The 26567-nt window shown below is 71.3% G+C and carries 26 protein-coding genes; 13 read left to right on the forward strand and 13 right to left on the reverse strand.

From position 1 onward, the window contains the following. Positions 1-5 precede the first annotated feature (5 nt). From fabG to G407_RS0105435, 5 genes are all read left to right on the forward strand, one after another. Positions 6-743, forward strand: coding sequence for a 3-oxoacyl-[acyl-carrier-protein] reductase (gene fabG / locus G407_RS0105415; RefSeq protein WP_029029997.1), 738 nt, complete (start codon positions 6-8; stop codon positions 741-743). A gap of 286 nt (positions 744-1029) precedes the next feature. After that, a complete protein-coding gene (locus G407_RS0105420) occupies positions 1030-1266 on the forward strand; it encodes an acyl carrier protein (protein WP_029029998.1) in 237 nt (78 codons plus the stop codon). 72 nt (positions 1267-1338) lie between these two features. After that, the gene (gene fabF, locus G407_RS0105425; protein WP_029029999.1) at positions 1339-2601 is read left to right on the forward strand and encodes a beta-ketoacyl-ACP synthase II; all 1263 of its coding nucleotides are present in this window, start codon (positions 1339-1341) and stop codon (positions 2599-2601) included. 107 nt (positions 2602-2708) lie between these two features. Continuing rightward, on the forward strand, positions 2709-4169 hold the full coding sequence (gene mltG / locus G407_RS25890; RefSeq protein WP_084327333.1) for an endolytic transglycosylase MltG: 1461 nt from the start codon (positions 2709-2711) through the stop codon (positions 4167-4169). Between the two features lie 233 nt (positions 4170-4402). Next, the gene (locus G407_RS0105435) at positions 4403-6133 is read left to right on the forward strand and encodes a sensor histidine kinase (RefSeq protein ID WP_029030000.1); all 1731 of its coding nucleotides are present in this window, start codon (positions 4403-4405) and stop codon (positions 6131-6133) included. Positions 6134-6158: 25 nt separating this feature from the next. Here G407_RS0105435 and G407_RS0105440 read toward each other — a convergent pair whose 3' ends face one another. The 8 genes from G407_RS0105440 to G407_RS0105475 all read right to left on the reverse strand — a co-directional run bounded on the left by G407_RS0105440 (position 6159) and on the right by G407_RS0105475 (position 12528). Next, a complete protein-coding gene (locus G407_RS0105440) occupies positions 6159-6764 on the reverse strand; it encodes an AprI/Inh family metalloprotease inhibitor (protein WP_052340985.1) in 606 nt (201 codons plus the stop codon). Between the two features lie 178 nt (positions 6765-6942). Continuing rightward, positions 6943-7725, reverse strand: coding sequence for a succinate dehydrogenase iron-sulfur subunit (locus tag G407_RS0105445; RefSeq protein ID WP_029030002.1), 783 nt, complete (start codon positions 7723-7725; stop codon positions 6943-6945). 12 nt (positions 7726-7737) lie between these two features. Beyond that, a complete protein-coding gene (gene sdhA, locus G407_RS0105450; protein WP_029030003.1) occupies positions 7738-9579 on the reverse strand; it encodes a succinate dehydrogenase flavoprotein subunit in 1842 nt (613 codons plus the stop codon). A 15-nt stretch (positions 9580-9594) separates the two neighbouring features. Further along, the gene (gene sdhD / locus G407_RS0105455; RefSeq protein WP_029030004.1) at positions 9595-9993 is read right to left on the reverse strand and encodes a succinate dehydrogenase, hydrophobic membrane anchor protein; all 399 of its coding nucleotides are present in this window, start codon (positions 9991-9993) and stop codon (positions 9595-9597) included. 12 nt (positions 9994-10005) lie between these two features. Beyond that, the gene (gene sdhC, locus G407_RS0105460) at positions 10006-10413 is read right to left on the reverse strand and encodes a succinate dehydrogenase, cytochrome b556 subunit (RefSeq protein ID WP_043539022.1); all 408 of its coding nucleotides are present in this window, start codon (positions 10411-10413) and stop codon (positions 10006-10008) included. Positions 10414-10548: 135 nt separating this feature from the next. Continuing rightward, on the reverse strand, positions 10549-11208 hold the full coding sequence (locus G407_RS30200; protein ID WP_084327354.1) for a DUF2937 family protein: 660 nt from the start codon (positions 11206-11208) through the stop codon (positions 10549-10551). After that, positions 11208-11510, reverse strand: coding sequence for a hypothetical protein (locus G407_RS0105470; RefSeq protein WP_029030006.1), 303 nt, complete (start codon positions 11508-11510; stop codon positions 11208-11210). The genes G407_RS30200 and G407_RS0105470 overlap by 1 nt, the downstream gene beginning before the upstream one ends. Before the next feature lie 7 nt (positions 11511-11517). Continuing rightward, the gene (locus G407_RS0105475; protein WP_029030007.1) at positions 11518-12528 is read right to left on the reverse strand and encodes a WD40 repeat domain-containing protein; all 1011 of its coding nucleotides are present in this window, start codon (positions 12526-12528) and stop codon (positions 11518-11520) included. Between the two features lie 122 nt (positions 12529-12650). On the opposite strand from G407_RS0105475, the gene G407_RS0105480 reads away from it, so the two are divergent. The 5 genes from G407_RS0105480 to G407_RS0105500 all read left to right on the forward strand — a co-directional run bounded on the left by G407_RS0105480 (position 12651) and on the right by G407_RS0105500 (position 17156). After that, positions 12651-13187, forward strand: a complete 537-nt coding sequence (locus G407_RS0105480) for a MotE family protein (protein ID WP_029030008.1) — start codon at positions 12651-12653, stop codon at positions 13185-13187. Continuing rightward, complete coding sequence (gene flgH / locus G407_RS0105485) at positions 13184-13930, forward strand: flagellar basal body L-ring protein FlgH (protein ID WP_084327335.1); 747 nt, start codon at positions 13184-13186, stop codon at positions 13928-13930. Before G407_RS0105480 ends, flgH begins: the two co-directional genes overlap by 4 nt. A gap of 14 nt (positions 13931-13944) precedes the next feature. Continuing rightward, a complete protein-coding gene (locus G407_RS0105490; RefSeq protein WP_052340987.1) occupies positions 13945-14517 on the forward strand; it encodes a flagellar basal body-associated FliL family protein in 573 nt (190 codons plus the stop codon). Further along, positions 14514-15314 (forward strand): flagellar type III secretion system pore protein FliP, encoded by an 801-nt coding sequence (gene fliP / locus G407_RS0105495; RefSeq protein WP_029030011.1) that lies wholly within the window; start codon positions 14514-14516, stop codon positions 15312-15314. Before G407_RS0105490 ends, fliP begins: the two co-directional genes overlap by 4 nt. 138 nt (positions 15315-15452) lie before the next feature. Continuing rightward, entirely contained in the window at positions 15453-17156 is a 1704-nt protein-coding gene (locus G407_RS0105500; protein ID WP_029030012.1) for a methyl-accepting chemotaxis protein, read from the forward strand. A gap of 20 nt (positions 17157-17176) precedes the next feature. Here the strand turns inward: G407_RS0105500 and G407_RS0105505 are convergent, their stop codons facing one another. The 3 genes from G407_RS0105505 to G407_RS25900 all read right to left on the reverse strand — a co-directional run bounded on the left by G407_RS0105505 (position 17177) and on the right by G407_RS25900 (position 20305). Beyond that, positions 17177-18199 (reverse strand): cytochrome d ubiquinol oxidase subunit II, encoded by a 1023-nt coding sequence (locus G407_RS0105505; protein WP_029030013.1) that lies wholly within the window; start codon positions 18197-18199, stop codon positions 17177-17179. 14 nt (positions 18200-18213) lie between these two features. Further along, on the reverse strand, positions 18214-19602 hold the full coding sequence (locus tag G407_RS0105510) for a cytochrome ubiquinol oxidase subunit I (RefSeq protein ID WP_029030014.1): 1389 nt from the start codon (positions 19600-19602) through the stop codon (positions 18214-18216). Between the two features lie 64 nt (positions 19603-19666). After that, the gene (locus G407_RS25900; RefSeq protein WP_052340988.1) at positions 19667-20305 is read right to left on the reverse strand and encodes a GbsR/MarR family transcriptional regulator; all 639 of its coding nucleotides are present in this window, start codon (positions 20303-20305) and stop codon (positions 19667-19669) included. Positions 20306-20569: 264 nt separating this feature from the next. Between G407_RS25900 and G407_RS0105520 the strand changes: the two genes are divergently transcribed. After that, the gene (locus tag G407_RS0105520) at positions 20570-20980 is read left to right on the forward strand and encodes a DUF7282 domain-containing protein (protein WP_029030015.1); all 411 of its coding nucleotides are present in this window, start codon (positions 20570-20572) and stop codon (positions 20978-20980) included. A gap of 39 nt (positions 20981-21019) precedes the next feature. Here G407_RS0105520 and G407_RS0105525 read toward each other — a convergent pair whose 3' ends face one another. Together G407_RS0105525 and G407_RS0105530 are read right to left on the reverse strand one after the other, a co-directional pair. Continuing rightward, on the reverse strand, positions 21020-21802 hold the full coding sequence (locus G407_RS0105525; RefSeq protein ID WP_029030016.1) for a creatininase family protein: 783 nt from the start codon (positions 21800-21802) through the stop codon (positions 21020-21022). Beyond that, the gene (locus tag G407_RS0105530) at positions 21802-22212 is read right to left on the reverse strand and encodes a RidA family protein (RefSeq protein ID WP_029030017.1); all 411 of its coding nucleotides are present in this window, start codon (positions 22210-22212) and stop codon (positions 21802-21804) included. Before G407_RS0105530 ends, G407_RS0105525 begins: the two co-directional genes overlap by 1 nt. Positions 22213-22388: 176 nt before the next feature. Here G407_RS0105530 and G407_RS0105535 point away from each other — a divergent pair, with 176 nt between their 5' ends. Both G407_RS0105535 and G407_RS25905 read left to right on the forward strand, forming a co-directional pair. Further along, complete coding sequence (locus G407_RS0105535; protein WP_029030018.1) at positions 22389-24572, forward strand: esterase-like activity of phytase family protein; 2184 nt, start codon at positions 22389-22391, stop codon at positions 24570-24572. Between the two features lie 161 nt (positions 24573-24733). Beyond that, the gene (locus tag G407_RS25905) at positions 24734-26491 is read left to right on the forward strand and encodes an RNA-binding domain-containing protein (protein WP_043539023.1); all 1758 of its coding nucleotides are present in this window, start codon (positions 24734-24736) and stop codon (positions 26489-26491) included. Positions 26492-26567 lie beyond the last annotated feature (76 nt).

A 26567-nucleotide genomic window follows, 5' to 3' on the forward strand; every position in this document is an offset into this window, starting at 1 on the left:
GCCGCATGTTCGATCTCACGGGCCGCAAGGCCCTCGTCACCGGCGCGACCGGCGGGCTCGGCGGGGCCATCGCCCGCGCCCTGCACGCCCAGGGTGCGAGCGTCACGATCTCCGGCACGCGCCGCGCGGCGCTCGACGCGCTGGCGGGCGAGCTCGGCGAGCGCGTCCACGTCGCCGAGGCGAACCTCGCCGACAAGGAGTCGGTCGAGGCGCTCGTGCCGGGCGCGGAGGCGGCGATGGGCGGCCTCGACATCCTCGTCAACAACGCCGGCATCACCAAGGACAACCTGTTCATGCGCCTCAAGGACGAGGACTGGGACACGGTGCTGGCGGTGAACCTGACGGCGGCGTTCCGGCTCTCGCGGGCCGCCGTGAAGGGCATGATGCGCCGGCGCTTCGGGCGCGTCGTCAACATCTCCTCCGTCGTCGGCGCGACCGGCAACGCCGGCCAGGGCAACTACGCCGCCTCGAAGGCGGGGCTCATCGGCATGTCGAAGGCGCTCGCCGCCGAGGTCGCGAGCCGCGGCATCACCGTCAACGCGGTGGCGCCGGGCTTCATCGAATCGCCGATGACGGACGCGCTCAACGAGAAGCAGCGCGGCGCCATCCTCGGCACGATCCCGGCGGGCCGCCTGGGCACCGGCGCGGAGATCGCGGCCGCGGTCGTCTACCTCGCCTCGGACGAGGCGGGCTACGTCACCGGCCACACGTTGCACGTCAACGGCGGCATGGCCATGCTTTGACCGGGCGGCCCTCGCGCTCGCACGGGCGGGCGCCGGGGCGCACGAAATGGCGGGAGAGCCCGTGCGGCGGCTCTCGCCAGGGCGCGGGCCGTGTGCTAGGACACCGCGGCATTTTGGTCGTCGGCATCTCTCGGGGGCTTGACCGCGGACGCGATTGGGGCTTTTGCAGCACGCGTCCAGGTCGGCACGATCACCCCGGCGGCAGCCGCGCGAACCGGACATCCCCGCGGGTGCCGTCTTTCGGGAAGGCGCCCGCAGATCGACGAGTGATACGAGGACACGAACGATGAGTGACATCGCTGAGCGCGTGAAGAAGATCGTGGTCGAGCACCTGGGCGTCGAGGCCGAGAAGGTGAACGAGAACGCGAACTTCATCGATGACCTCGGCGCCGACAGCCTCGACACCGTCGAGCTCGTGATGGCGTTCGAGGAGGAGTTCAACGTCGAGATTCCGGACGACGCCGCCGAGACCATCGTCACGGTCGGCGACGCGATCAAGTTCCTCGAGAAGAACGCCGGCTGAGGGCGCCGCGCCCCCGATCCCGCCGTCGCGCGGGCCTCGCGGGCGCGACCCACGGCACATGACATGATGATGCTGCGTCGCGTCGTCGTCACCGGCTTAGGGATGGTCACGCCGCTCGCTTGCGGCGTCGAGCAGACCTGGGCACGGCTTCTCGCCGGCCGGAGCGGGGCGTCTCGGATCGAGTCGTTCGAGACCTCCGACCTCCCCTGCCGCATCGCCTGCCAGATCCCGCGGGGCGACGGGTCGGACGGGACCTGGAACCCCGACGACTGGATGGACCCCAAGGACCAGCGCAAGGTCGATCCGTTCATCGTCTACGCCATGGCGGCGGCCAAGCAGGCGCTCGACGACGCCGGCTGGCACCCGACGGGCTACGACGAGCAGGCCGCCTCGGGAGTCCTGATCGGCTCCGGCATCGGCGGCATCGAGGGCATCGCGGACGCGGCGCTCATCCTGCGCGACAAGGGCCCGCGCCGGCTCTCGCCCTTCTTCATCCCCGGCCGGCTGATCAACCTCGCCTCCGGATACGTCTCGATCGCGCACGGGCTCAAGGGCCCGAACCACGCGGTCGTGACCGCCTGCTCCACGGGCGCGCACGCGATCGGCGACGCCGCGCGGCTGATCGCGCTCGGCGATGCCGACGTGATGGTCGCCGGCGGCACCGAATCGCCGATCAGCCGCATCGCGATGGCGGGCTTCGCCGCCTGCCGCGCGCTCTCGACCCACTTCAACGACGAGCCGACGCGGGCCTCGCGACCCTACGACCGCGATCGCGACGGCTTCGTCATGGGCGAGGGCTCGGGCGTCGTCGTGCTCGAGGACTACGAGCACGCGGTCGCCCGCGGCGCGCGGATCTACGCCGAGCTCGTCGGCTACGGCCTCTCCGGTGACGCCTTCCACATCACCTCGCCCTCCGAGGACGGCGACGGCGCCTATCGCTGCATGAAGGCGGCGCTCAAGCGGGCCGGCCTCGACCCGACCGCGCTCGACTACGTCAACGCCCACGGCACCTCGACGCCGCTCGGCGACGAGATCGAGCTCGGCGCCGTCGAGCGGCTGATCGGCGACGCGGCGTCGCGCCTGACCATGTCCTCGACCAAGTCCGCCACGGGGCACCTGCTCGGCGCCGCGGGCGCGATCGAGGCGATCTTCACGATCCTGGCGATGCGCGACGGCAAGGTGCCGCCGACGCTCAACCTGGAGAACCCGTCCATCGAGACGCGCATCGACCTCGTGCCGCTCGCGGCCAAGGAGAAGCGCATCGACGTGGCGCTCTCGAACTCCTTCGGCTTCGGCGGCACGAACGCGTCCCTGGTCTTCGCCCGCCTCCCTTGAGGCGCCGGGCGGGGGCGGATCCGGCACGCGTTTTCGCCACATTGCTGGGTCAGTTCGGGCGGCGGTCGCCGGGAGGCCGCCGCCCCCAACCTCGCCAGACGTGAGCCATGTTCGGTCGCAGCAAAGACACGAGCCAGCCGCCCGCGACGCCGCAGCCCGGCCCGACCCACAATGGCGGGCCGGCGGAGCCGCCCCGTCTCGCGCCCAAGAGCCCGCACGAGGCGATCAAGCCCGAGATGGCTCCGCCGCCGCCCCAGCAGCGGCTGCGCGCGCCCCGCGGCGGGCTGCTGTCGACGCTGTCGGGCCTGTTCAGCGTGCTCGCGGTCGGCGCCCTGCTCGCCCTCGTCGCCCTCGTCGTCCTCGCCCGCCAGGCGAACGAGCCGGGCCCGCTCGAGGCGGACCGGGTCGTCACCATCCCGAGCCGGACCGGCATGGGGGAGATCGCCCGCATCCTGGAGCGTGAGGGCGTGATCGAGCAGCCGCTCCTCTTCCAGCTCTACGCCGTCCTCAACCGCGAGCAGGCGAACCTCAAGGCGGGCGAGTTCCTGTTCAACGCGGAAGCGTCCATCGCGGACGCGATCGACACGCTCACCGAAGGCCGCTCGATCCTCCACGAGATCACCTTCCCCGAGGGGCTGACGAGCCAGCAGATCGTCGAGCGGCTGCGGCAGGACCCGATCCTCACCGGCGAGATCGAGACGATTCCGCCGGAAGGCTCGCTCCTGCCCGACACCTACAAGTTCGCGCGCGGCACCACCCGCGCCGAGGTCCTCGACATCATGAGCCGCGCGCAGTCCGGGGCGCTCGCGCAGATCTGGGCGCGGCGCGTCGACGGGCTGCCGCTGGAGACGCCGGAGGAGCTGGTGATCCTCGCCTCCATCGTCGAGAAGGAGACCGGGCGCGCCGACGAGCGCCCGCGGGTCGCCGGCGTGTTCATCAACCGGCTGCGGCGCGGCATGCGGCTCGAATCCGATCCCACCATCGTCTACGGCCTGGTGGGCGGGCGCGGCACGCTGGGCCGCGGCATCCTGCGCTCGGAGATCCGCGCGCCGACGCCGTGGAACACCTACACGATCGACGGCCTGCCGCCGACGCCGATCGCCAACCCGGGCCGCGCCGCCATGGAGGCCGTCGCCAACCCCTCGCGCACGAACGACCTGTTCTTCGTCGCCGACGGCACCGGCGGCCACGCCTTCTCCGAGTCCTACGACCAGCATCGGCGCGCGGTGGCGCGCTGGCGCGAGATCGAGGCGGGCCGTGCCTCGTCCGGCGGCGAGGACGTGATCGATCCCGACGACCTGCCCGACGAGGCGCCGCGCAGCAGCGGCGCCCTGCCGACGGCGGTGCCCGCCGCGGCGGGAGCCGCGCCGGCGCTGCGCGACGTCATCGACGCCTCCGAGGGAACGCCGCTCGATCCGCTGGCGAACACGACATTCGACCTCACCAACAGCCAGACCGTGCCCGCGCTCGAGCCGCTCGACGGCGCGGGTGCCGCCGAGGACACGACGACGATCGTGCGCCCCGCCGACGGCTCGCCGCCGCTGCCCCCGCGCCGCCCGGATCTCTGAGCCTGGCGCGATCGCCGCTTCCATGAGTGCCGATCAACGGCCGGCGCTCCGGCCCGAGCCGGGGGAAGAGGCGGGCGCGATCGACGGGCCCGCCCCGCGTGCCGATCCCGCCACGCATGGGATCATTTCGTGGCGCGTCTTTCGACGGGCGGGAAATAGCCCTAGGATGTGAATGTCGGTCGCGCCCCCCGGGCGGCCGGCGCGGATCGATCGAGTCCGCCGAAAGCCGTCGTATGTCCCTCGCCGCACGCCTCGCCGTGCTCGTCCTCGCGGCCATCCTGCCGCTCGTCGCGGCGCTCGCCATCGCGCAGCGCGGTCTCTATCGCGATCAGGAGGCGGACGTGCGCGCGGAGGCGCTCGATCAGGTGCGCCTCCTGGCCGGAGAGCTCTCGCAGCTCGTGGACGGCATCCGGCAGATCCAGGCGGTGCTCGTCGAGATGCCGGCCATCCGCAGCGGCGACGCCGCGGGCTGCGCCGAGATCCTGGCGCGCGTCGTCGACGGCAACCGGCTCCTCAACAACCTCCTCGTCGCCGACCGGAGCGGCCGCCTCGTCTGCGACGGCGTGCACCAGCCCGCCGCGATCGCGGCCTACACGGTCGCCGATCGCGACTACTTCCGCGAGGCCCGGCGCACGGGGACGTTCGCCGCGGGAACCTACGCCATCGGCCGCACGACGGGTGCCCCGGTGGTCCACTACGCGAGCCCGATCGAGGACGATCTCGGCCGCTTCCAGGGCGTGGTGATCACGGCGCTCGACCTCGCCGCGCTCGGCGCGCGTCTCGACCGCGAGCGCTGGAGCACGGGCCATGCGACGCTCGTCGCCGACCGTGAGGGCACGATCCTCCTGCGCCATCCCGACAACGAGGCCCATGCGGGCCGGCGCATGCCCGCCACGCTCCTCGCGCTCCTCGACGACTCGTGGCCCGGCACGGCGGACATCACCGACACGGTCGACGGCGTGCCGCGCATTCTCGGCTACGTCCCGCCCGCGGCCAACGCGGCGAACCTCTACGTCGGCATCGGCGTGAGCCGCGAGGAGGCCTACGCCATCCTCGACCGGGCGAACCTGCGCGGCATCCTCGTCATCCTGCTCACCGGCATCGTCGCCGCCGCGGCGGCTTGGGTCGTCGCGAACAGCGCCGTCCGCCGCCCGGTCCAGCGCGTTCTCGCCGCGGCGGAGCGCTGGCGCGCGGGCGACCTCGACGCCCGCTCGGGGCTCGAGGGCAGGGGCGAGATCGCCGCGCTCGGCCGCACCTTCGATGCGCTGGCGGAGGATCTCCAGGCGACGCTCGGGCGCAAGGAGATGCTGATGCGCGAGCTCGCGCACCGGACGATGAACAATCTCCAGGTGCTCGGCTCGTTGATGACCCTCCAGCGCAAGAACGTCGTCGACGAGACCGCCCGGCGCGAGCTCGACGAGGCGGCGGGGCGCGTGCGCGCGATGGCGGCGGCCTACCGCAACCTGCACCGCTCGGACGGTGGCGCGGGCTCCCTCGACTTCGCGCGGCTGCTCGAGGAGCTGTGCGCGAGCGTCGAGGGCGGGCTGATGCCGGACGGCGCGCGCTGCGTGGTCACGGCGATGCCGCTCGTGCTCGACGCCGAGACGGCGATGCCGATCGCGCTCGCCGCGAACGAGCTGCTCACGAACGCCGTCAAGCACGGCGGCACGCACGATGTGGCGGTGATCCTCGCGCCGGTGGGCGACGGCAGCTGGAGGCTGACGATCCGCAACCGCGGCGAGCCGCTGCCGCAGGGGTTCTCGGTACGCACCGCGCGCGGCTTCGGGCTGCGGATGGTCGCCGCCATGGCCGATCAGGCCGGCGGCGCGCTCGAGATCGCGTCCGAGGACGGCTGGACCAGCTTCACCGTACGCTTCGCCCCGGCGGCGGCACGGGAGGCCGACACGCGGGGCGCGTCCGACGCTGCCGCGCAGCCGGCGGCAACGGTGCCGTCGACATCCTGATCGCGCCGGGCGGAGCCGGCCCGCCTCAGCGCGAGAGCGCCACCGGCGCGCCGGAGCGGGAGAGCGCGCCGCTCATCGCGCCCGGCGTCGCGCCGAGCCGCGCCGCGACGGCGCCGCCCTGACGGTAGAGATAGACCTGGTCGCCGCGCAGGTCCCAGGCCGAGACGCGGCTGAGGTCGTCGTTCTGGCAGCCCGAGCTCGAGGCGCGGTAGAGGTCGAGCGAGGGCGTGGACGACAGCGTCACGCGGCAGGAGCCGCCGCCGGGCTCGCTCGCCCGCCAGGTGCCCACGAACGTGGTGCGCGACGCCCGCGGCGCGGCCTGCGTCGGCGCGGGGATCGCAGCGACCTGCGGCGAGGACGGGACGTCCGAGACGATCTGGTCCGTCGCGACGATCTGGCCGTCGAGGGCGGGCGGCGCCAGCGGCTCGATCTCGACGACGCCGGTCGGCGCGGCGATGCCCGGCTCCAGCGGGGTCGCTGTGACGATCCCCGGCGTGCCCGCCACGGCGGGACGCGGGCCGCCGCCGCCGAAGCGGGCGGACTGGCAGGCGGCGAGCGCGAGCACGCTCGCGGCGATCACCGTCGTGCGCAGGGCGAGGCGGGTTGCGGTCTGCGGCATCATCGGGTCCATCCGGGGCTCGTTGAGGGGCGCGGGCGAGCATGGTGGGCGAGGCAAGTCTTCCTAGCCCATCTTCGCCCATCTTGGTTGCCAGAGAGTGAAGCACGAATGTGGCACTGCGGGAAACGACAACGGCCGCGCAGGGTTCGCCCCGCGCGGCCGGTTCGCCCGGACGAGGCGCCGCGCCGTCTCAGACGTGGCGCGTCACCATCATCTTCTTCACCTCGGCGATGGCCTTGGCGGGGTTGAGGCCCTTCGGGCAGGCGTTGGCGCAGTTCATGATGGTGTGGCAGCGGTAGAGCTTGAACGGATCCTCGAGCTTGTCGAGGCGCTCGCCGGTCATCTCGTCGCGGCTGTCCGCCAGCCAGCGGTAGGCGTGCAGCAGCGCCGCGGGGCCGAGGAAGCGGTCGCCGTTCCACCAGTAGGAGGGGCAGGCCGTCGTGCAGCAGGCGCACAGGATGCACTCGTAGAGCCCGTCGAGCTCGACGCGATCCTCCGGCGTCTGGCGCCACTCGTGCTCGGGCGCGGGCGTCTGCGTCTGCAGCCAGGGCTCGACCGAGGCGTGCTGGGCGAAGAACTGCGTCAGGTCCGGCACCAGGTCCTTGAGCACCGGCATGTGCGGCAGCGGGTAGATCTTCACCGCGCCCGAGCCGCACTCGTCGATGCCGCGCGTGCAGGCGATGGTGTTCTGGCCCTGGATGTTCATGGCGCACGAGCCGCAGATGCCCTCGCGGCAGGAGCGCCGGAAGGTCAGCGTCGGGTCGACCTTGTTCTTGATCCAGATGAGGGCGTCGAGCACCATCGGCCCGCAATCCTCGCGGTCGACCCAGTAGGTGTCGATGCGCGGATTCTCGGCGTCGTCCGGGTTCCAGCGGTAGATCCGGAACTCCTGCAGCCGCTTGCCGTCGACCGGCTTCGGCCAGACCTTGCCGTCGCGGTATCGGGAGTTCTTGGGGAGCTTGAATTCGGCCATGTGGTCGGGTCCTCAGTACACCCGCGCCTTAGGCGCGATGTACTCGATCTCGTTCGAGAGCGTGTAGGTGTGGACCGGGCGGTAGTCGATCGACACCTGCCCCGCGCCCTCGTCGCACCAGGCGAGGGTATGCTTCATCCACTCCTTGTCGTCGCGGTCCGGGAAGTCCTCGCGGGCGTGGGCGCCGCGGGACTCGGTGCGGTTCGCGGCCGATTCCATCGTCACCACCGCCTGGGTGATCAGGTTGTCGAACTCGAGCGTCTCGATCAGGTCGGTGTTGAAGATCAGCGACCGGTCCTTGGTGGAGACGTCGGCGATCCCGCCCCAGACCTCGTGGATCAGCGTCTTGCCCTCGTTCAGCACGTCGCCGGTGCGGAAGACGGCGCAGTTGTTCTGCATGGTCTTCTGCATCTGGAGGCGCAGGTCGGCCGTGGGCGTCGTGCCGTTGGCGTTGCGGAAGCGATCCAGGCGCGCCAGCGCCTTGTCGGCCGATCCTGCGGGCAGCGGCGCCTGGCTCTCGCCGGGCTTGACGATCTCGGCGCAGCGCAGGCCGGCGGCCCGGCCGAAGACCACGAGGTCGATCAGCGAGTTCGAGCCCAGCCGGTTCGCGCCGTGGACGGAGACGCAGGCGGCCTCGCCGATGGCCATCAGGCCCGGCACGACCGAATCCGGATCGCCGTTCTTCTTGGTCAGGACCTCGCCGTAGAAGTTCGTCGGGATCCCGCCCATGTTGTAGTGCACGGTCGGCAGGACCGGGATCGGCTCCTTCGTCACGTCGACGCCCGCGAAGATCTTGGCGCTCTCGGAGATGCCGGGCAGGCGCTCGTGCAGGATCTTCGGGTCGAGGTGGTCGAGGTGGAGGTGGATGTGATCCCCCTCCTTGCCGACGCCGCGGCCGCCGCGGATCTCCATCGTCATCGCCCGCGAGACCACGTCGCGCGAGGCGAGGTCCTTGGCCGAGGGCGCGTAGCGCTCCATGAAGCGCTCCCCTTCGGAGTTCGTCAGGTAGCCGCCCTCGCCGCGGGCGCCCTCGGTGATCAGGCAGCCCGCGCCGTAGATGCCGGTGGGGTGGAACTGCACGAACTCCATGTCCTGCAGCGGCAGGCCGGCGCGCAGCACCATGGCGTTGCCGTCGCCGGTGCAGGTGTGGGCGGAGGTCGCCGAGAAGTAGGCGCGGCCGTACCCGCCGGTGGCCAGGATCACCATCTGGGCGCGGAAGCGGTGGATCGTGCCCGTGGTCATGTCGAGGGCGACGATTCCGCGGCAGCGGCCCTCCTCGTCCATGATCAGGTCGATGGCGAAGTACTCGATGAAGAAGTTCGTGTCGTTCTTCAGCGCCGCGCCGTAGAGCGTGTGCAGGATGGCGTGGCCGGTGCGGTCCGCCGCCGCGCAGGTGCGCTGGGCGGTGCCCTCGCCGAAGCGGGTGGTCATGCCGCCGAAGGGCCGCTGGTAGATCTTGCCGGCCTCGGTGCGCGAGAACGGGACGCCCCAGTGCTCGAGCTCGTAGACGGCGGCGGGCGCGTGGCGGCAGAGATACTCGATGGCGTCCTGGTCGCCGAGCCAGTCCGACCCCTTGACGGTGTCGTACATGTGCCAGCGCCAGTCGTCCTCGCCCATGTTGCCGAGCGCGGCCGAGATGCCGCCTTGCGCCGCCACGGTGTGCGAGCGCGTCGGGAACACCTTCGTCACGCAGGCCGTGCGCAGGCCCGCCTGCGAGCAGCCGACCGTCGCGCGCAGGCCCGCGCCGCCGGCGCCGACGACCACCACGTCGAACGTGTGGTCGGTGACCGGGTAGGCCGCGCCGTTGGTCTTCGGGGCCGCGCCGTCGGCCGCGGGGGACGTGTCGTTCGCCATTGTCTCGTTACTCCCTCAGAGCAAGGGGCCGAAGCCGACCTTCAGGATCGCGAAGAGGCTCGCCGCGCCGATGGCGATCGCGAAGAACGTGTTCGCGATCACGGCGGCGATCTTCGCGCCCTTGCCGTGCACGTAGTCCTCGATGACGATCTGCATGCCCAGGCGCATGTGGACCGTGATGGAGATGACGAAGAGCGAGAGCACGATCGCGGCAAGGGGGTGCGACACGATCGCGACCGCTTCCGGGTAGGGACGGCCGGCGACGAGCGCCACGATCACCACGAAGGGCAGCATCAGGAGGAGGTTCGACACCGCGGTGATGCGATGGTGCCAGAAATGGTCCGTCCCGCCGCCGGAGGCGCCGAGACCCTTGGCGCGGGCGAGGGGCGTGCGGATGGAGTTGCGCGTGGCCATGGTCCGTCCTCCTCAGCGCGCGATCAGCGCGACGATCCAGATCACCAGCGTCAGCGAGATCGAGCCGACGAGGGTGAGCTTGGCGAGCAGGAACCGCTGCGAGGGCTCGAAGCCCGCGCCGAAATCCCACAGGAAGTGCCGCACGCCGCCGAGCATGTGGTGCATCAGCGCCCAGGTATAGGCGAAGAGCAGCAGGTACCCGACGGGCGAGCCGAAGAACCACGCGGCGGAGGCGTAGGCCTCCGGACCCGAGGCGAGGGAGACGAGCCAGAAGGCGAGGAACACGGTGCCGACGTAGAGCACGATCGCCGTCGCTCGGTGGAAGATGGACATCGCCATCGTCCAGGTCCAGCGGTAGATCTGCAGGTGCGGCGACAGGGGCCGCCTCGCTCGGGCTCGTGCGCTCTCGGCTGACGCCATCTCGTCTCGCTCCTCGTTAAGCCTGCGGCGCGACGCCGCGAAAAAGACACAGGCTCGCAGGGGTAACTAACGGAAGCCCCCAGCGGCGACAATGCGTCATCCGCTCTCGCGGGTTACAGTCTGGAGCGGCTGTAATCAATCCCTTCGGAGGTCGTAGGGACTTTCGCCGATCCCTTTGCCGTCAAGCGCTTGGTTGTGCGCCTCCGTGCCGGGCGACCGCTCCGGCGGGCCCTCGCGCATCGCCCGCGGCGTCGCGGTGGCCGTCTTGCGGCCGCCGCCGAGCCGGGCGCGTGCGAGGGCCATGCTCTTGCGACCGCCGCGCTTCACGCCCTTGCCGGCGCCGAAGGTCAGGAGCCAGAGCGACGCGAAGCCGAGCCCGCCGGCGATCGCGCCGTCCGCCGTCACCGGCACGGCCGGCTCGTAGGTCCGGTAGGCGGCCGCCGCGATCTGCGGATCGCCGTCGCGCAGCACCACGAGGACCTGCGAGAGCCCGTCGCGCGCGGCGAGGCGCGCGGCGTGGGCCCGCAGCGCCGCGAGCCGCGCGGCGGCGGCGCGGGCGTCCGTCCCCTGGCGTCGCACGAGATCGTCGGGGTTCGCCTCGAGCCGCCCGAGCGCGCCCTCGCGATCGAGCCCGGCGTCGCGCGCACCCGCGTCGAAGCGCGCGACGACGGTCGCGAGCTCGTCCACGGCACCGCCGAGGCGCTGCTCGTACTGCTGCGCGAATTCCGGTCCCTGCGAGCCGGCGAGGGCGCCCACGAGTCCCATGCCCATGGCGGCGATGCGCGAGAGCGGCATCAGCCCGCTCCCCGCGCGGCGCACGCGTCGTCCGCGGCGGCACGCAGCGCCGCCTCCGTCACCGCGTCGGCCTCGCCCACGACCTTGATCGCGCGGGTGCGCGTCCCGGGGATCATGACGAGGATCACGGTCTCGGTACCCGGGCAGGCGGGGTCGGCACAGACGATCTCGTTGACGGCGAGCGTCGCGTCCTCGGGCAGGGCGAGCGCCTCGCGCGCCAGCGCCGCGACCCGGTCGAGCGCCGCGCGCGGGGGGCGGGCGCGGCCGAAGCGGTTCGCGAAGGCGCCGAGGAGGCCCGCCATGCCGGCCTCAGGGCAGTACGAGGACGCCGCCGGCGCCGTCCGCGGCGCCGAAGGCCAGCGTCGTGCCGCGGGCGTCCCAGGCGAGCGCCGTGACGGCCGAGCCCTTCACCGCGGGGCGGACCAGCAGCTCGGAGGCGTCGGAGAGCCGGATCAGCAGCACCGCGCCGTCCTGGAAGCCGGCGGCGACGACCGGCGAGCGCGGGTGGCAGGCGACGCGCGAGACCTGCGCGGGCCGCACGCCGCATTCGCGCGGCTGCTTGCCGGTGGGCCCCTCCTTCGTATCGAACGGCCAGAGGATCACCGCGTCGGCACCCGAGGTCGCGAGCCACTTGCCGTCGTGCGTCCACGACAGCGAGCGCGATTTGCCGGGATAGCCCGACATCCGCATGTGCCCCTTGTCCGGCTGGAGACGCCAACCGTGCAGGGAGTTCTCCTGCATCGAGGTGACGACGAAGCGCCCGTCCGGCGACCAGACGACGTCGAGATGCGCGCCCTTCCACTCGAGCCGCTCGGGAGCGGTGTCGAGGTTGGGGAACCACAGCGTCGCGCCGTCGACATGCGCCACGGCGAGCCGGTAGCCCTTGGGCGCGAAGGCGAGGCCGCGCACGGAGGAGGGCGTCGAGAGCGTGCGCTCCTTGCCCTTCGGGTCGCGGGCGGTGACTGTCTTGCCCGACGACCAGGCGATGCCGCCGTCCCGGTGCAGCGCCAGCGCGTCGATCCAGGAGAAGGCGCCGGCCTCGGCGAAGGTGCGCGTCGACCCGTCGGCGCCGGTCACCGCGACGCGCCCGTCGTCGCCGCCGGTGACGAGCCGCTCGCCGTCGCACGCGGCCGAGAGAACCGAGCCGTCGGGATGCGCCTCGACGCGATGGCCCTCGCCGCCCTTCCACAGGAGCACGCCGCCGTCGCCCAGCGCGAACGCGGCGACGTCGCCGAGGAAGGCGCAGGCGGTGACGTGCGCGCCGGCGTCCAGCGGGCGCACGAGGTCGAGGAGGGAGGGCGCGGTCGTGTCTTCGCTCATGGCGACCTGTCTACCCCTCGATCGGCCCGCGGGGAAGGGGTGGGACAGGGCCGCCGCTCCGCAAGCCTGGTGCAAGCTCGGCGCCCTAGACCTCGGTCCAGCCGAATTCCGACGAGGTCGACATGCGCCATCCCAGACGGAGGCTTACGCTCGCAGCCGCGGCCGCGCTCGGCGCGGCCCTCCTCGTCGCGCCCGCCGCCGCGCTGGAGGATGCGCGAGACCCCGTCCCGCCCGCACCCGCCGATGCACCCGCGGATGTCGCGCTCTACTGCGACGCGATCCGCGACGCGGCGCAGGAGGCGCGGGTGCGCTGGCAGGCGCGCGCGCTCCTCGAGATCGAGACGCGCATCGAGGCCCGCCTCGCCGACCTCGAGGCCCTGCGCATCGAGGTCGAGGAGGCGCTCGCCCGGCGCGAGGAGCACCTGCGCCAGGCCGAGGAGGGCATCGTCGCGATCTACGCCCGCATGCGCCCCGACGCCGCCGCCGCCCAGCTCGCCGCTCTGGAGGCGGAGATGGCCTCCGCCGTCCTCGCCAAGCTCGCCCCGCGCCAGGCGAGCGCGATCCTCAACGAGATGGAGCCGGGCCGCGCCGCCCAGCTCGCCCGCACCGCCGCCGAGACGGCGCGCACCGACGCAGCAGACCAGGAGCAGTCCCTATGACGCGCCGCCTCGCCATCCGCACGGCGACTATCCGCACGGCGACGACCCGGGCCGTCGCCCTCCTCGGGCTGACCGCCCTCGGCGCCTGCTCCTCGACGCTGAGCGACATCAACCAGGCGCCGGGCCTGACGCCGGTGGGCGCCGGGCTGACCGCGGCGCACGTGGCGCTGCCGGTCTCGACCTCCCCCGCCGAGCCGCCCCGTGCCTATCACTCGCTCTGGAACGACCGGCGCGACAACCTCTTCGCCGACAGCCGGGCCATGCGCACGGGCGACGTCGTCACCGTGCACATCACGATCGACGACGAGGCGACGCTCGACAACGAGTCGAGCCGCTCGCGGGATTCCGGCGCCGGCTTCGGGCTCGGCTTCGGCTTCGGCGTCGACGGGGTCGGTACGAGCGGCGATTTCGGCGCCGATCTCTCCGCCAACACCCGCACCCGCGGGCGCGGCTCGGTCGGGCGCTCGGAGCGCGTCGTGGTCTCGGTCGCCGCCGTCGTCACCCAGGTCCTCCCCAACGGCAACCTCCTGATCTCGGGCTCGCAGGAGGTGCGCGTGAACTACGAGGTGCGGGTGATCTCGGTCGCCGGCATCGCCCGGCCGCGCGACATCTCCCCGCGCAACACGATCCGCTACGACCAGATCGCGGAGGCGCGCATCTCCTACGGCGGCGCCGGCCGCACCACCGAGGTGCAGCAGCCCGGCTGGGGCCAGCAGCTCTACGACCGCGTCGCGCCGTTCTGAGAGGAGACCGCACGATGGCCCGCGAGCCGGCGAGAGCCGCACTTCCCGCCCTGTCCGCCGGGCTCCCCGCGCCCACGGGGACCGCATCGGCGCCCGCTCTCCCGTCGCGGGGCCGCGGGCGGGGGGCGTCGGGCGAGGAGAAGGGCTCCGGCGTCGCCTTCGCGGTCGCCCTCGTCCTCCTCACCCTGCTCGGTGTCGGCACGGGCGCGGGGCTCGGCCTGACGCTCGGCGACCCCGCCGACCCGGGCGCGACGGTCGCCGCAGGAGACGCGGCCCCGGCCGTGCGCGACGCGGACGTGAGCCTGGTTCGGCTCGATCCGGTCGTGGCGAACCTCGCCGACCCCGCCGAAGTCTGGGTGCGCGTCGATGCGGCGCTTCTGCTCGACGGGGTCGAGCCGGAGGAGGCGCAGGCGCTCGCCGCACGGGTCTCCGGCGACACGCTCGCCTACCTGCGCACGCTGCCGCTCGCCCGGCTCGAGGGCGCCACCGGCCTCGCGCACCTGCGCGAGGACCTCACCGAGCGTGCGCGCACCCGCTCGGAAGGCCGCGTGCGCGAGTTCGTCATCGAGAGCCTGGTCGTGCAATGAGCCGCGCCCGCGCCCTCCTTCTCGCCGCCCCGCTCGCGCTGGTGGGCCTCCTCCTCGCCGCGCCCGCGGTGGCGCAGGGCTTCGACCTGTCCGGCCTGCTGCCGGAGGGCGAGGGCTCGACCACCGGGCGCGTCGTCCAGCTGGTCGCGTTGCTCACGGTGCTCTCGATCGCGCCGGGGCTGATGATCATGGTCACGAGCTTCGTGCGCTTCGTGGTCGCGCTCTCCTTCCTGCGCGCGGGCATGGGCCTGCAGTCGACTCCCGCGAACCTCGTGCTCATCTCGCTCGCGCTGTTCATGACCTTCTACGTCATGGCGCCGACCTTCGACCGCGCCTGGGCGGAGGGCATCGAGCCGCTGATCGCCGAGGAGATCGCGGAGGAGGAGGCCTTCGCGCGCACGGTCCAGCCGTTCCGCGAGTTCATGCTCGCCCACGTGCGAGACGAGGACCTCGCCATGTTCCAGGAGCTCGCCAGCGCGAGCTTCGTCTCCGAGGCGGTGGCGCAGGAGGGCGCGATCCCGGCGCGGCCGCAGGCCCCCACGTCCGACGACGCGATCGACCTGCGCACGCTCATCCCCGCCTTCATGATCTCCGAGCTGCGCCGCGGCTTCGAGATCGGCTTCATCATCGCCCTGCCGTTCCTCGTCATCGACATCATGGTGGCGACGATCGTGATGTCGATGGGGATGATGATGATGCCCCCCACCGTGATCTCGCTGCCCTTCAAGATCCTGTTCTTCGTCCTGATCGACGGCTGGAACATCCTGGTCGGGGGGCTGGTGCGGTCCTACTTCTGAGCGGCCGCAGCCGCGCACGTGGCCGCGAGGCGCAATGGAACGTTTCCTGCGTTAACCGTTCGTTCGGCATCCGAGTCGAGGGTCTATCCACACCTCAGGCTGTGTTGATTCCCGTACCGCTATGCTCGGAGCCTCCGAATGACCGTTCTCGCGCGCTTTCGCATTACGACGAAGGTGATGTGCCTCATCGGCATCCTCTCGTTCGTGGCCATCGTGATCTCGTCGATCGCGATCCTGTCCCTCAGGTCTCTGTCCGACGCCGCCGCGACGATGGACTTCTACGCGGAACAGGCGGTCCTGACGGCTCGCGTCAACACCGCGATGCTCGCGGTCGGCGGCGAGCAGTTCCGCCTCGTCGCCGACCCTCGACCCGGTGTTCGCGAGGCCGTCGTGGCGGACATCGACGAGGAGCTCGAGCGGCTCGAGCGGCGGATGAGCGAGCTCCTCGCAGGGGCGCCCGGCGAGCTTCGCGCCGAGGTCGCCGCCGTGAACGAGGAACTCGCCACCTACGCGGTGGGCCTCGCGCGCGTGGTCCGCATGGCGGGCGAGATCGACGGCGTCGACGCGAGCCCGGCGATCGAGGCGCTGCGGGCGGCCGCGAACGAGAACACGGACCTCGCGGACGGGCTGCGCGGGCGAACCCGCGACCTGATGGAGGGCATCTTCCGGCATGTCGAGCGTGCGGCCGACGCGGCCGTGGTCACGTACCAGGACGCACGCACGACGATCGTGACGGTGGCCGGCGCGGGAATCGTTCTCGGTACCGTGCTGGGCGGGCTGATCGCGCATCTCGGCATCGGCAAGCCGCTGAACGCGATCGTGGCGACGCTCGGGCATCTGGCCCGGTCCGAGTATCACATCGCCATCCCGGAGGCGCAGCGCGCCGACGAGGTGGGCGACGTCGCGAAGGCGGCGCTCGTCTTCAAGGAGAACGGCCTCGAGGCGGAGCGCCTGCGCGCCGAGTCCGCCGATGCCCAGGCGATCCGCGCCAGGCGTCAGGAGGCGATCGAGCAGGCCATCGCGCGCTTCGAGGAGGCGGCCGCCTCCGTCGGCAGCGCGCTCTCGCGCTCGTCGCGAGAGCTCTCCGAAGCCGCCGGCGCCATGTCCGCCGCCGCCGAGCAGACGACGAGCCAGGCGACGGCGGTCGCCATCGCCTCCGAGCAGTCCGCCGCGAACGTGGAGACCGTCGCGGCCTCCTCGACGGAGCTCGCCGCGACCGTCCAGGAGGTCGGGCGGCAGGCAGCCGAGACGGCGAACGTCGCCGGCGGCGCCGCCGAGCGGGCGGGGGAGACCGTCGCGAAAGTCGGGCGGCTGACCGAGGCCTCCCAGCGCATCGGCGACATCGTCGGGCTGATCCAGCAGATCGCCGAGCAGACGAACCTCCTGGCACTCAACGCGACGATCGAGGCGGCGCGTGCCGGCGAGGCCGGCAAGGGGTTCGCCGTCGTGGCCGCGGAGGTCAAGTCGCTCGCGTCGCAGACCGCCAAGGCGACCGAGGAGATCGCTGAGCAGGTGCGCGACATCCAGGAGGTCTCGGGCGACACCGCCACCGCCATCGACGGCATCGCCGGTGCGATCCGCACGCTCAGCGGCTACGCCTCCGGCATCGCCGCGGCCGTCGAGGAGCAGAACGCCGCCACCCGGGAGATCGCCCGCAGCGTCTCCCAGGCGTCCACCGGCGCGAGCGAGGTCTCCACCAACATCACGGGGGTGCGCGAGGCGGCGGCGACCACGACGCGGGCGGCCGGGCGGATCCTCGGCTCCTCCGCGGAGCTCGACACGCAGGCCGGGGCGCTGTCGCAGCGCGTCCAGTCCTTCCTCGCCGAGGTCCGCGCCGCCTGAGCGGCCCGCCCCGCAACTGCTCAATCGTAGCGCAGCCTGCCCGCCTTGCCCCTGAAGATCCAGTAGGACAGCGCCGTGTAGCCGGCGATCATCGGCAGGACGAGGCAGGCGCCGACGAACATGATCAGCAGGGAGGCGTCCGATGCGGCCGCCTCCCAGATCGTCATCCGCTCGGGCACGACGTAGGGGAAGAAGGAATAGGCCAGCCCGTAGAAGCCGAGCGCGAAGAGCGCGATCGCACCGGCGAGGGGCACCCAGGCGAAGCGGTCGGTGCGCGTCGGCAACGCCTTCAGGACGAGGTGGAGCACGACGAAGATCGCCGCGGTCGCCACCGGCAGGGGAGCGAGCAGGACGAGCCAGGGCAGCTCGAACCACTTGGCGAAGATGCGCTCGCTCATCAGCGGCGTCACCACCGAGACCGCGACGAAGCCGAGCGCCACGAGCCAGAGCGTGCCCCGCGCCCAGCGCACGGCCCGGCGCTGGAGCGTGCCCTCGCCCTTCAGGATCAGCCACGAGGCACCGATGAAGGCGTAGCCCGCCAGCAGCGACACCGCGGTGAGGAGCGAGAAGGCGACGTTGGCCGCCGTGCGCTCGAAGCCGACGATGTAGAGCCCGAGCATGTAGCCCTGCGCCAGCGCCGCGATCGCCGAGCCCGAGAAGAACGCGCGGTCCCACCAGATCCGGTGCCCGTCCACCGCCTTGGCGCGGAAGTCGAAGGCGACGCCGCGCAGGATGAGCCCCATCAGCATCACCGCGACCGGCAGGTAGAGCGCGCCGAGCACCACGCCCTGCGCGAACGGGAAGGCGACGAGGAGGAGGCCGACCGCGAGCACGAGCCAGGTCTCGTTGGCGTCCCAGAACGGCCCGATCGAGGCGATCATCCGGTCCTTGTGGGCGCCGTCCTCACCCGCGCCGACGGCGCCGGTGAGGATGCCCACCCCGAGATCGTAGCCGTCGAGGACGACGTAGAGGAGGATCGAGAGCCCGAGCAGGGCCGCGAAGGCGACCGGCAGCCAGGATTGGCCTTGCAGGAGGAGGTCCATGTCGGTGCTCCGGGTCAGGCGGAGGGCGTGGCGGCGAGGCGCTCGCCGCCCTGTGCGATCGGGTCCGTCGGCGCGGCCCGGCCGGTCGCGGCGGCGGTCGCCTTGCCGGCGAGGTGATAGAGCGTCCCGACATAGGCCGCGAGCAGCACGACGTAGAGCGCAAGGTACATCGCGAGCGAGGTCCAGACCATGCCGGCCCCGGCGGTGCGCGTCACGGCCTCGGCGGTCGAGAGCACGCCGGTGACGAGCCAGGGCTGGCGGCCGATCTCGGTGACGTACCAGCCCGCGATCGTCGCGACCCAGCCCGAGAAGGTCATCGCGACCAGCGCGAGACCGAGCACCGTGCCGGGCTCGTCGCTCTTCCACAGCCGCCAGGCGCCGGCCCAGGAGACGGCGAGCATCAGCAGGCCGACGCCGACCATGATGCGGAAGCCCCAGAACACCGGCGCGACGGGGGGATGCTCGACCGTGCCGTCGTCGGCCACGAAGTCGTTCAGGCCCGGCACGACGCCGGCGGGGTCGTGCTTCAGGATCAGGCTCGCGCCGTTGGGGATCGCGATCTCGAAGCGGTTCTCGCGCGCCTCCTGGTCGGGCAGGGCGAAGAGCACGAGCGGGACGTTGCCGCGCGTCTCCCAGTTGCCCTCCATGGCCGCGACCTTGGCGGGCTGGTGCTCGAGCGTGTTGAGCCCGTGCATGTCGCCGGCGAGGATCTGGAGCGGGATGAGCGCGGCGGCCAGGAACACGCCGGTGCGCAGGCCGGCCACGACGCCGCCCGAGCGATCGCCACGCAGCCAGCGCCAGGCCGACAGGCCCGCGACCAGGAAGGCGACGGTCAGGCCCGAGGCGAGCAGCATGTGGACGAGGCGGTAGGGCATGGACGGGTTGAAGACGATCGCCCACCAGTCGGTGGCGTGGACCACGCCGTCGATCACCTCGTAGCCCGCCGGCGTGTGCATCCAGGAATTCAGCACCAGGATCCAGAAGGCCGACATGGTCGTGCCGAACGCCACGAGCACGGTGGCGAGCGTGTGCAGCCAGTTCGGCACCTTGCGGAAGCCGAACAGCATGATGCCGAGGAACGTCGCCTCCAGGAAGAAGGCGGTCAGCACCTCGTAGGCGAGGAGCGGCCCCGCGACGTTGCCGACGCGCTCCATGAAGCCCGGCCAGTTCGTGCCGAACTGGAAGGACATGGTGATCCCGGACACGACGCCCAGCGCGAAGGAGAGCGCGAACACCTTCACGAAGAAGCGGTAGGCGTCCATCCAGCGCTCGTCGCCGGTGGCGTCGAAGCGCAGCTTGAAGAACAGGAGCACCCAGCCGAGCGCGATCGTGATCGTCGGGAACAGGATGTGGAAGGTGATGTTCGCGCCGAACTGGATGCGCGAGAGCAGGAGGGCGTCCATCATGGCGTCTTCTCGCCTTCGTCGGGGGAGCGGGTGACGGCGTCGTGCGGGGGACGCGGCGTCGTCACGGTTCGTCCGGGTCGTCTCCGGGGCGCTGTTCCTGGCGGTCGGAGGAGGCGTGGTCGTCGTCGGTCGCGGACGCGGGCTTCTTCTTCCTGGGAGACATGAAGTTCAGCCGGTCGGCGGCCTCGAGCACGCGGGTGATGCGCGAGCCGAGCTTCATCAGCTGCACGAGGCGCTCCGTCTCGATGCGGCGCACGTCGTCGTACCAGTCCGACATCGCGTCCATGAGCTCGTGCATCACCCGCATGCGCTCCTGCGCATGGCGCTCGTACTCGCTCTCCGGGCGCTCCATCAGCGCCTCGCGCAGCATCGACAGCGTCGGGTCGATCTCGCGCTTCTTGCGCTCCTCGACGAGCGTGCGGACGATCTGCCAGATGTCCTCCGGCGCGGAGTAGTAGTCGCGCCGGTCGTTCGGCTTGTGCTGCAGGCGCACCAGGTTCCAGGCCTGGAGCTCCTTCAGTCCCATCGACACGTTGGAGCGCGAGACGCCGAGCGCCTCGACGATGTCGTCGGCGACGAGCGGCTGCGGCGACACGAACAGCAGGGCGTAGATCTGCCCGACGGTGCGGTTGACGCCCCAGCGGCCGCCCATCTCGCCGAAATGGAGCACGAAGGTCTGGACGAGGGGAGGCAGGTTCATGGGATTGGCCCGGGTGCGTCCGGCGGCGGATGCCGTCGTTTCCGTAGTTTCAGACTTTTCTGAAATATCGGAACACCTAGGATCATATCCATGCGACGGGACGTCGCGACGCGCGATCCGGTGAAGGAATTCCTACTCCGCGGCCCGCGCGATTTTCCGCGCCGGCGCGAAACCCGCCGTCTCCCCGCTCCGTACCTGCGCCCCGACGGACGCCGACGCGATCCCGCGCCGGCCCGTGCGAAACGAACTCAGGGAGACGACTTCATGATCACCCGCACGCTCATCGCCGCCGCCGGCTTCGCCGCGCTCTCCACCGCCGCCCTCGCGCAGGACGCGCCGATGGTGGAGGCCATGGACCAGGACGTTTCCGGCGGCACGGTCACCGCCGCGTCCGTCGCCGCTCCGGCGAACGGCTGGCTCGTCGTCCACCGCACCGGCGACGACATGAAGCCGGGCCCGGTCGTCGGCCATGCGCCGCTGAAGGCGGGCACGACCGAGGACGTCGCCGCGATCCTCACCGAGGAGGTCGCCGCCGGCGACAAGCTCATGCTGATGGTCCACTCCGAGGACGGCGGCACGCAGACCGGCATCTTCGAGTACACGCTCGGCGCCGCCGAGGACGGCCCGATCCGCACGGACGGCAACCTCGTCATGACCGTCGTCACCGCGCAGTGATCGCCCGACCGCGAGAGGCCCGGGCCGTGCGCCCGGGCTTCATCCCGGCAGCGCGAAGCGGTCGACCTCGCGCAGCAGCTCGACGAACGCCCGCGCCCCGAAATCCGCCGCGGCCGCGCCCTTCTCGGGGGTGGCCGCGGCGGCGTCGCCCGCGACGCCCGCAGGGTGGACGTCCTGCGCCATCCAGCCGAAGCCGACGGGCTGGATCGCCGAGAGGTGCGCATTCTCGCGCGCCATGCGCACCATGATCGGCTCGAAGTCCGCCGCTCTCTCCATGCGCACGAGATCGGGGCGGAAGGCCAGCATCAGCGAGGTCTCGATCTCGCCGCCGTGGATGCCGTGGCGCAGCTCGTGCGCCGAGAACAGCCCCTCCGGATAGCCGAGACGATGCCAGGCGCTCGTCACGCACAGCATGCCGAGGCGCACACGCAGCTCCCGGGCGACGATGTCGACGACGGGGATGTTGCCGCCGTGCGAGTTGACGAAGACGAGCTTCTTGCAGCCGGCGCGAAAGACGCTCTCGCCGATCTCGCGCCAGGCGGCGATCGTCGTCTCCGCCGAGAGGCTGAGCGTGCCCGGGAAGGCGAGGTGCTCGTTCGACTTGCCGATGGCCTGGGTGGGGAGCAGCAGGACTTCGAGGCCGTCGGGCACGAGCGGGCGCACCCGCGCGAGGTAGCCCTCGGCGATCAGCGTGTCGACGCCCGTCGGCAGGTGCGGCCCGTGCTGCTCGATCGCGGCGACGGGCAGGACCGCGATGGCGCGGGACATGTCGCGCTCGCCGAAATCGGCGGTGGAGAGGGCGTGCCAGTCGAGGAGCGGCATCAGGCGGCCTCCCCGTCGGGCGTCGGATCGACTTTCGCCGCGATCACCTCGATCTCCACCTTGAACACCTCCCGCGCGAAGCCCGAGACGATCATCAGCGTGGAGGCCGGGGCGGGCGACGAGACCCAGCGATCGCGCGCCTCCATGTACGGCTTCAGGTGGGCGCGGTCGGACACGAAGGCGTCGATGCGCACGACGTCGGCGGGGCCCATGCCGGCATCCGCCAGAACCGCGGCGATGTTGGAAAAGCACAGGTCCGCCTGCGCGCCCGCGCCGTCCGGCACGTGCTCGTCCGCGTCGATCCCGAGCTGGCCCGAGGCGAAGACGAGGCGCGCGCCCGGCGGCACCTCCACCGCGTGGGCGTAGTTGGCGAAGGGCGGGCGGATCGTGTCGGGGGTGATGCGGCGCATGGGCTCTGCGGGGCTCGTGCTTGCGGTGGGACAGGCATCTTGAACCCGCGTGGAGCGCCCGCCAAGCCTTTCCGCCTCCGGGCCCCCATTCCAGCCGCGCCTGTCATCCAACCGTCGTGCGCCCCTCCTAGGACCGATGCGCCAAGCTTCTGCAACGGACAGGGGGAGTCCAGGACATGCCCGACACGAGGATCCGCACGCTCGGCGGCGCGCTCGCCGCCGCTCTACTCGCCTCGACCGCTTTACCCGCGGCGGCGCAGGGCTTCGACCGGGTCGCGTCCTTCCCGGTCCCGCAGAACCTGCCGGCGGACGCCGACCCGCTGACCGAGACCTCGTCCGAGATCGTCACCGCGACCGGCGACGGCATGACGCTCGTCTATTCCGACAGCCCGCTCGGCGCGGTCGGCCTCGTCGACATCACCGACCCCGCGGGCCCGCAGCCGCTGGGCACCGTCGCCACCGACGGCGAGCCGACCTCGGTCGCCGCGCACGGGCAGACCGTGTTCGTCGCCGTGAACACCTCGGAGAGCTTCGTCGAGCCCTCCGGCCACCTCGCCGTCCTCGACGTCGCGAGCCGCACGCTGACGCGCTCGTGCGACCTCGGCGGCCAGCCCGATTCGACGGCCGTCGCGCCCGACGGCTCCTTCCTCGCCATCGCGATCGAGAACGAGCGCGACGAGGACCTGAACGACGGCGTCGTCCCGCAGATGCCGGCCGGCTTCGTGGCGATCATCCCGCTCGTCGAGGGCGCGCCCGATTGCGACGCGATGATCGTGGCCGACGTCACCGGCCTCGCCGAGGTGGCGCCGGAGGATCCGGAGCCCGAGTTCGTCGACGTCAACGAGGCCGGCGAGATCGTCGTCTCGCTCCAGGAGAACAACCACGTCGTCGTGCTCGCCGCCGACGGCTCGGTCGTCGCGCACTTCTCCGCGGGTGCGGTCGACCTCGTGAACGTCGACACGCAGGAGGAGGGTGCGCTCACCTTCGACGGGACGCTCACCGCCGTTCCCCGCGAGCCCGATGCCGTGAAGTGGCTCGGCACCGACCGCATCGTCTCGGCCAACGAAGGCGACTACGAGGGCGGCTCGCGCGGCTTCACCATCTTCTCGAAGGCGGGCGACGTGCTGTTCGAGTCCGGCGCCGCGTTCGAGCACGAGGTGGCGCTCGCCGGCCACTATCCGGAAGAGCGCTCCGGCAACAAGGGCGTCGAGCCCGAGGGCATGGAGGTCGCGACCTTCGGGGACGAGACCTACATCTTCCTCCTCTCCGAGCGCGGCTCGATCGTCGGCGTCTACCGCGATACCGGCGCCGAGCCCGAGCTCGTGCAGCTGCTCCCGTCGGGCATCGCCCCCGAGGGCGCGGTCGCGATCCCCGAGCGCGGCCTTCTCGCGGTGGCCAACGAGGCCGATCTCGGCGAGGACGGCGGGCCCCGCTCGCACGTGATGGTGTTCGAGATGGGCGAGGGCGCGCCGTCCTACCCGACGATCCGCTCGACCCTCGACGACGCGGGCCGCCCGATCGGCTTCTCGGCGCTCTCGGGCCTCGCCGCCGATCCCGAGGTCGCCGGCCGGCTCTACGCGGTCAACGACAGCTTCTTCGGCATGCAGCCCTCGATCTTCGTGATCGACGCGACGCAGGCCCCCGCGCGGATCACGGACGCGATCCGCGTCACCCGCGAGGGCCGGCCCGCCCAGAAGCTCGACCTCGAGGGCATCGTCGCCGACGGCGAGGGCGGCTTCTGGCTCGCCTCCGAGGGCCGCACCGACCGGCTGATCCCGCACGCGCTCTACCACGTCGACGGCGAGGGCGAGATCCAGGACGAGGTGGCCTTCCCGGCCGAGCTGCTGGCGGTCGAGCGCCGCTTCGGCGCCGAGGGCGTCACCAAGGTCGGCGACACGCTGTGGATCGCGATCCAGCGCGAGTGGTCCGACGACGAGAAGGGCTTCGTGAAGCTCGTCTCCTACGACATCGAGACCGAGGAATGGGGCGCGGTGCGCTACCCGCTCGAGACGCCGGGCGAGGGCGCCTGGATGGGGCTCTCCGAGATCACGGCGCACGGCGACCACGTCTACATCGTCGAGCGCGACAACCAGGTCGGCCCCAACGCCATGGTCAAGCGCCTCTACCGCGTGCCGCTCGCGCAGATGCAGCCCGCTCCGCTCGGCGGCGACCTGCCGGTGGTCGAGAAGGAGCTGGTGCGCGACTTCGTCCCCGACCTCGCGCGGTGGAACGGCTACGTCGTCGACAAGATCGAGGGCTTCGCCATCGACGCCGCCGGAACGGGCTGGGCCGTCACCGACAACGACGGCGTGGACGACTCGTCGGGCGAGACCTTCTTCTGGTCCATCGGCCGGATGTGATCGGCCCGCCGTCGGACGCGCAGGGAGGGCCCGCTTCGGCGGGCCCTTCGTCTTTGAGGACGGGTTGCGTTCGCTGCCGAGAGCGGAGTTTGATCCGAGTTTGATGTTACCCTACACTGTGAAGGGTAACATCAAACTCGGATCAAACTCGGACGGGATTCATGAGCGCGCGCAGCGAAGCAGTGACCGCTTTGCGCAGGATCGCCAAGGGTGCCAAAGCCGGCGACCTCGAAAGCCAGACGTTGGACTTCAAGGAGGACAAGGCTGGCAGGAGTGAGATCGACAGGGTGGTCGCGGAGGCGGCGATCTGCTTTGCTAATTCCGCAGGCGGCGTGGTGGTGATCGGGGTTTCGGACAAGGCACGCGGCCTGGACGCGCTGACCGGAACGGCTGTCGATCCGGACCACCTCCGGCAGCGTGTCTTCGAGCTGACGAGCCCTCCGCTGTCGGTGACGGTCGAGAGGTTCGAGGACAGACCCGACATCCTCCTTGCGATCGTTCCGCAAAGCCCAGAGATCCATGCCGACACGAAGGGACGCGCAACGCAGAGGATCAACAAGGATTGTCTTCCCGTCATGCCCGTGGACTACCAGAGGCTCAGGGAAGAGAAGCAAGGAGTCGACTGGTCGGCAGGGTCGTTGGAGATCGGCCTTCATCATCTCGACCCCGAGGCACTTGCAACCGCGCGGAGACTCCTCGCTCGCTTCTCCGACGAGCGCCGGCTGCTGGCGACGCGGAGCGACGCCGATCTGCTGCGTGCCGTCGGAGCATTGGACCCCCAGGGACGGGTTACCCGGGCAGGTGCGCTGATGTTCGCTCCACCCACCTTCGAATCCGATGAGCTCGTCTATCAGTACCGTGCCACACCCGGGGGCGAGCCCCGGACCGTTCAGCGCTTACGAGCTCCTCTCGTCATCGCCTTCCAGCGCGTCATGGACCTCGTCGAGGCGCGACAGACATTGACGCCCATCACGCTGCCGAACGGCCAGCAGTTCTCCCTAGCGGACTTTCCGACCTTGGCCGTGAGAGAGGTCATCTCGAACGCGATATGCCATCGCGACTATACGAGGCGGGGTGCCACGCTCATCGAGCATTCACCCGAGGTCTTCAGCATCGCCTCTCCGGGGCCTTTGGTGGCCGGCGTCACCGTCGACAACATCCTGACCACGGCGTCACGGCCGCGCAACGCTGCACTGACGCGGATGGCGCGAACGCTGGGGCTCGCTGAGGAGCTGGGGCGTGGGGTCGACAGAATTTACCGTGAGCTGATCAAGGCTGGCAGAGGCTTGCCGCGCATCGAGGCACAGGTCGACCAGGTACGATTCGTCTTCGTGGGCGGGGCGGTCAACACGCAGGTCGCGCGATTTTTCGCGACACTCCCTGATGACGAGAGAGACGATACGGACATGACACTCGTCGTCCATCGACTATGCAGTGCAAAGACGGTCTCCGCCACCGATCTCACGCGACTGCTCCAGAAGCCGGAATACGAGGTACAGGCCGTGCTTCGGCGGTTGGCCACGGATGAGATCGGGCTCATCGAACCGACGCGAGCGACGGCCCGACGCGCTGCGCCCACATACCGGCTCAGGGCCGAGGCCTTGCGTCAGCTCGGCTCGGCAGTCGTGTACCAGCGGAGGACCACCGACGACATTGATCGGAAGATCATAGCGCACGTAGACGAGTATGGGCGGATAACAAACAGTACCATCCAAAACATGCTGGATGTGCATGTTTTCAAGTCGCGCGACATCATTGCAGATCTCGTCGACCGGCAGATCCTCACACGAATATCGACTCAGACACGCGGTCCACGCGTCGAATGGGGCCCTGGCGAGAAGTTCCCTCAGCGCAAGCGCCGTGCCGCGTCGAAGAGGACGCCACCCGACCAAGGCACTCTCTTCGATCGCGATGAGTAGGGCGGCCGGCATCCGCCCGCTCACGTCTTCGTGCTATTGCGTGTCCGCAAGATAACCTCTGCCGCCAGGCATCCAA

The organism is Salinarimonas rosea DSM 21201, from assembly GCF_000429045.1.
Taxonomy (GTDB): domain Bacteria; phylum Pseudomonadota; class Alphaproteobacteria; order Rhizobiales; family Beijerinckiaceae; genus Salinarimonas; species Salinarimonas rosea.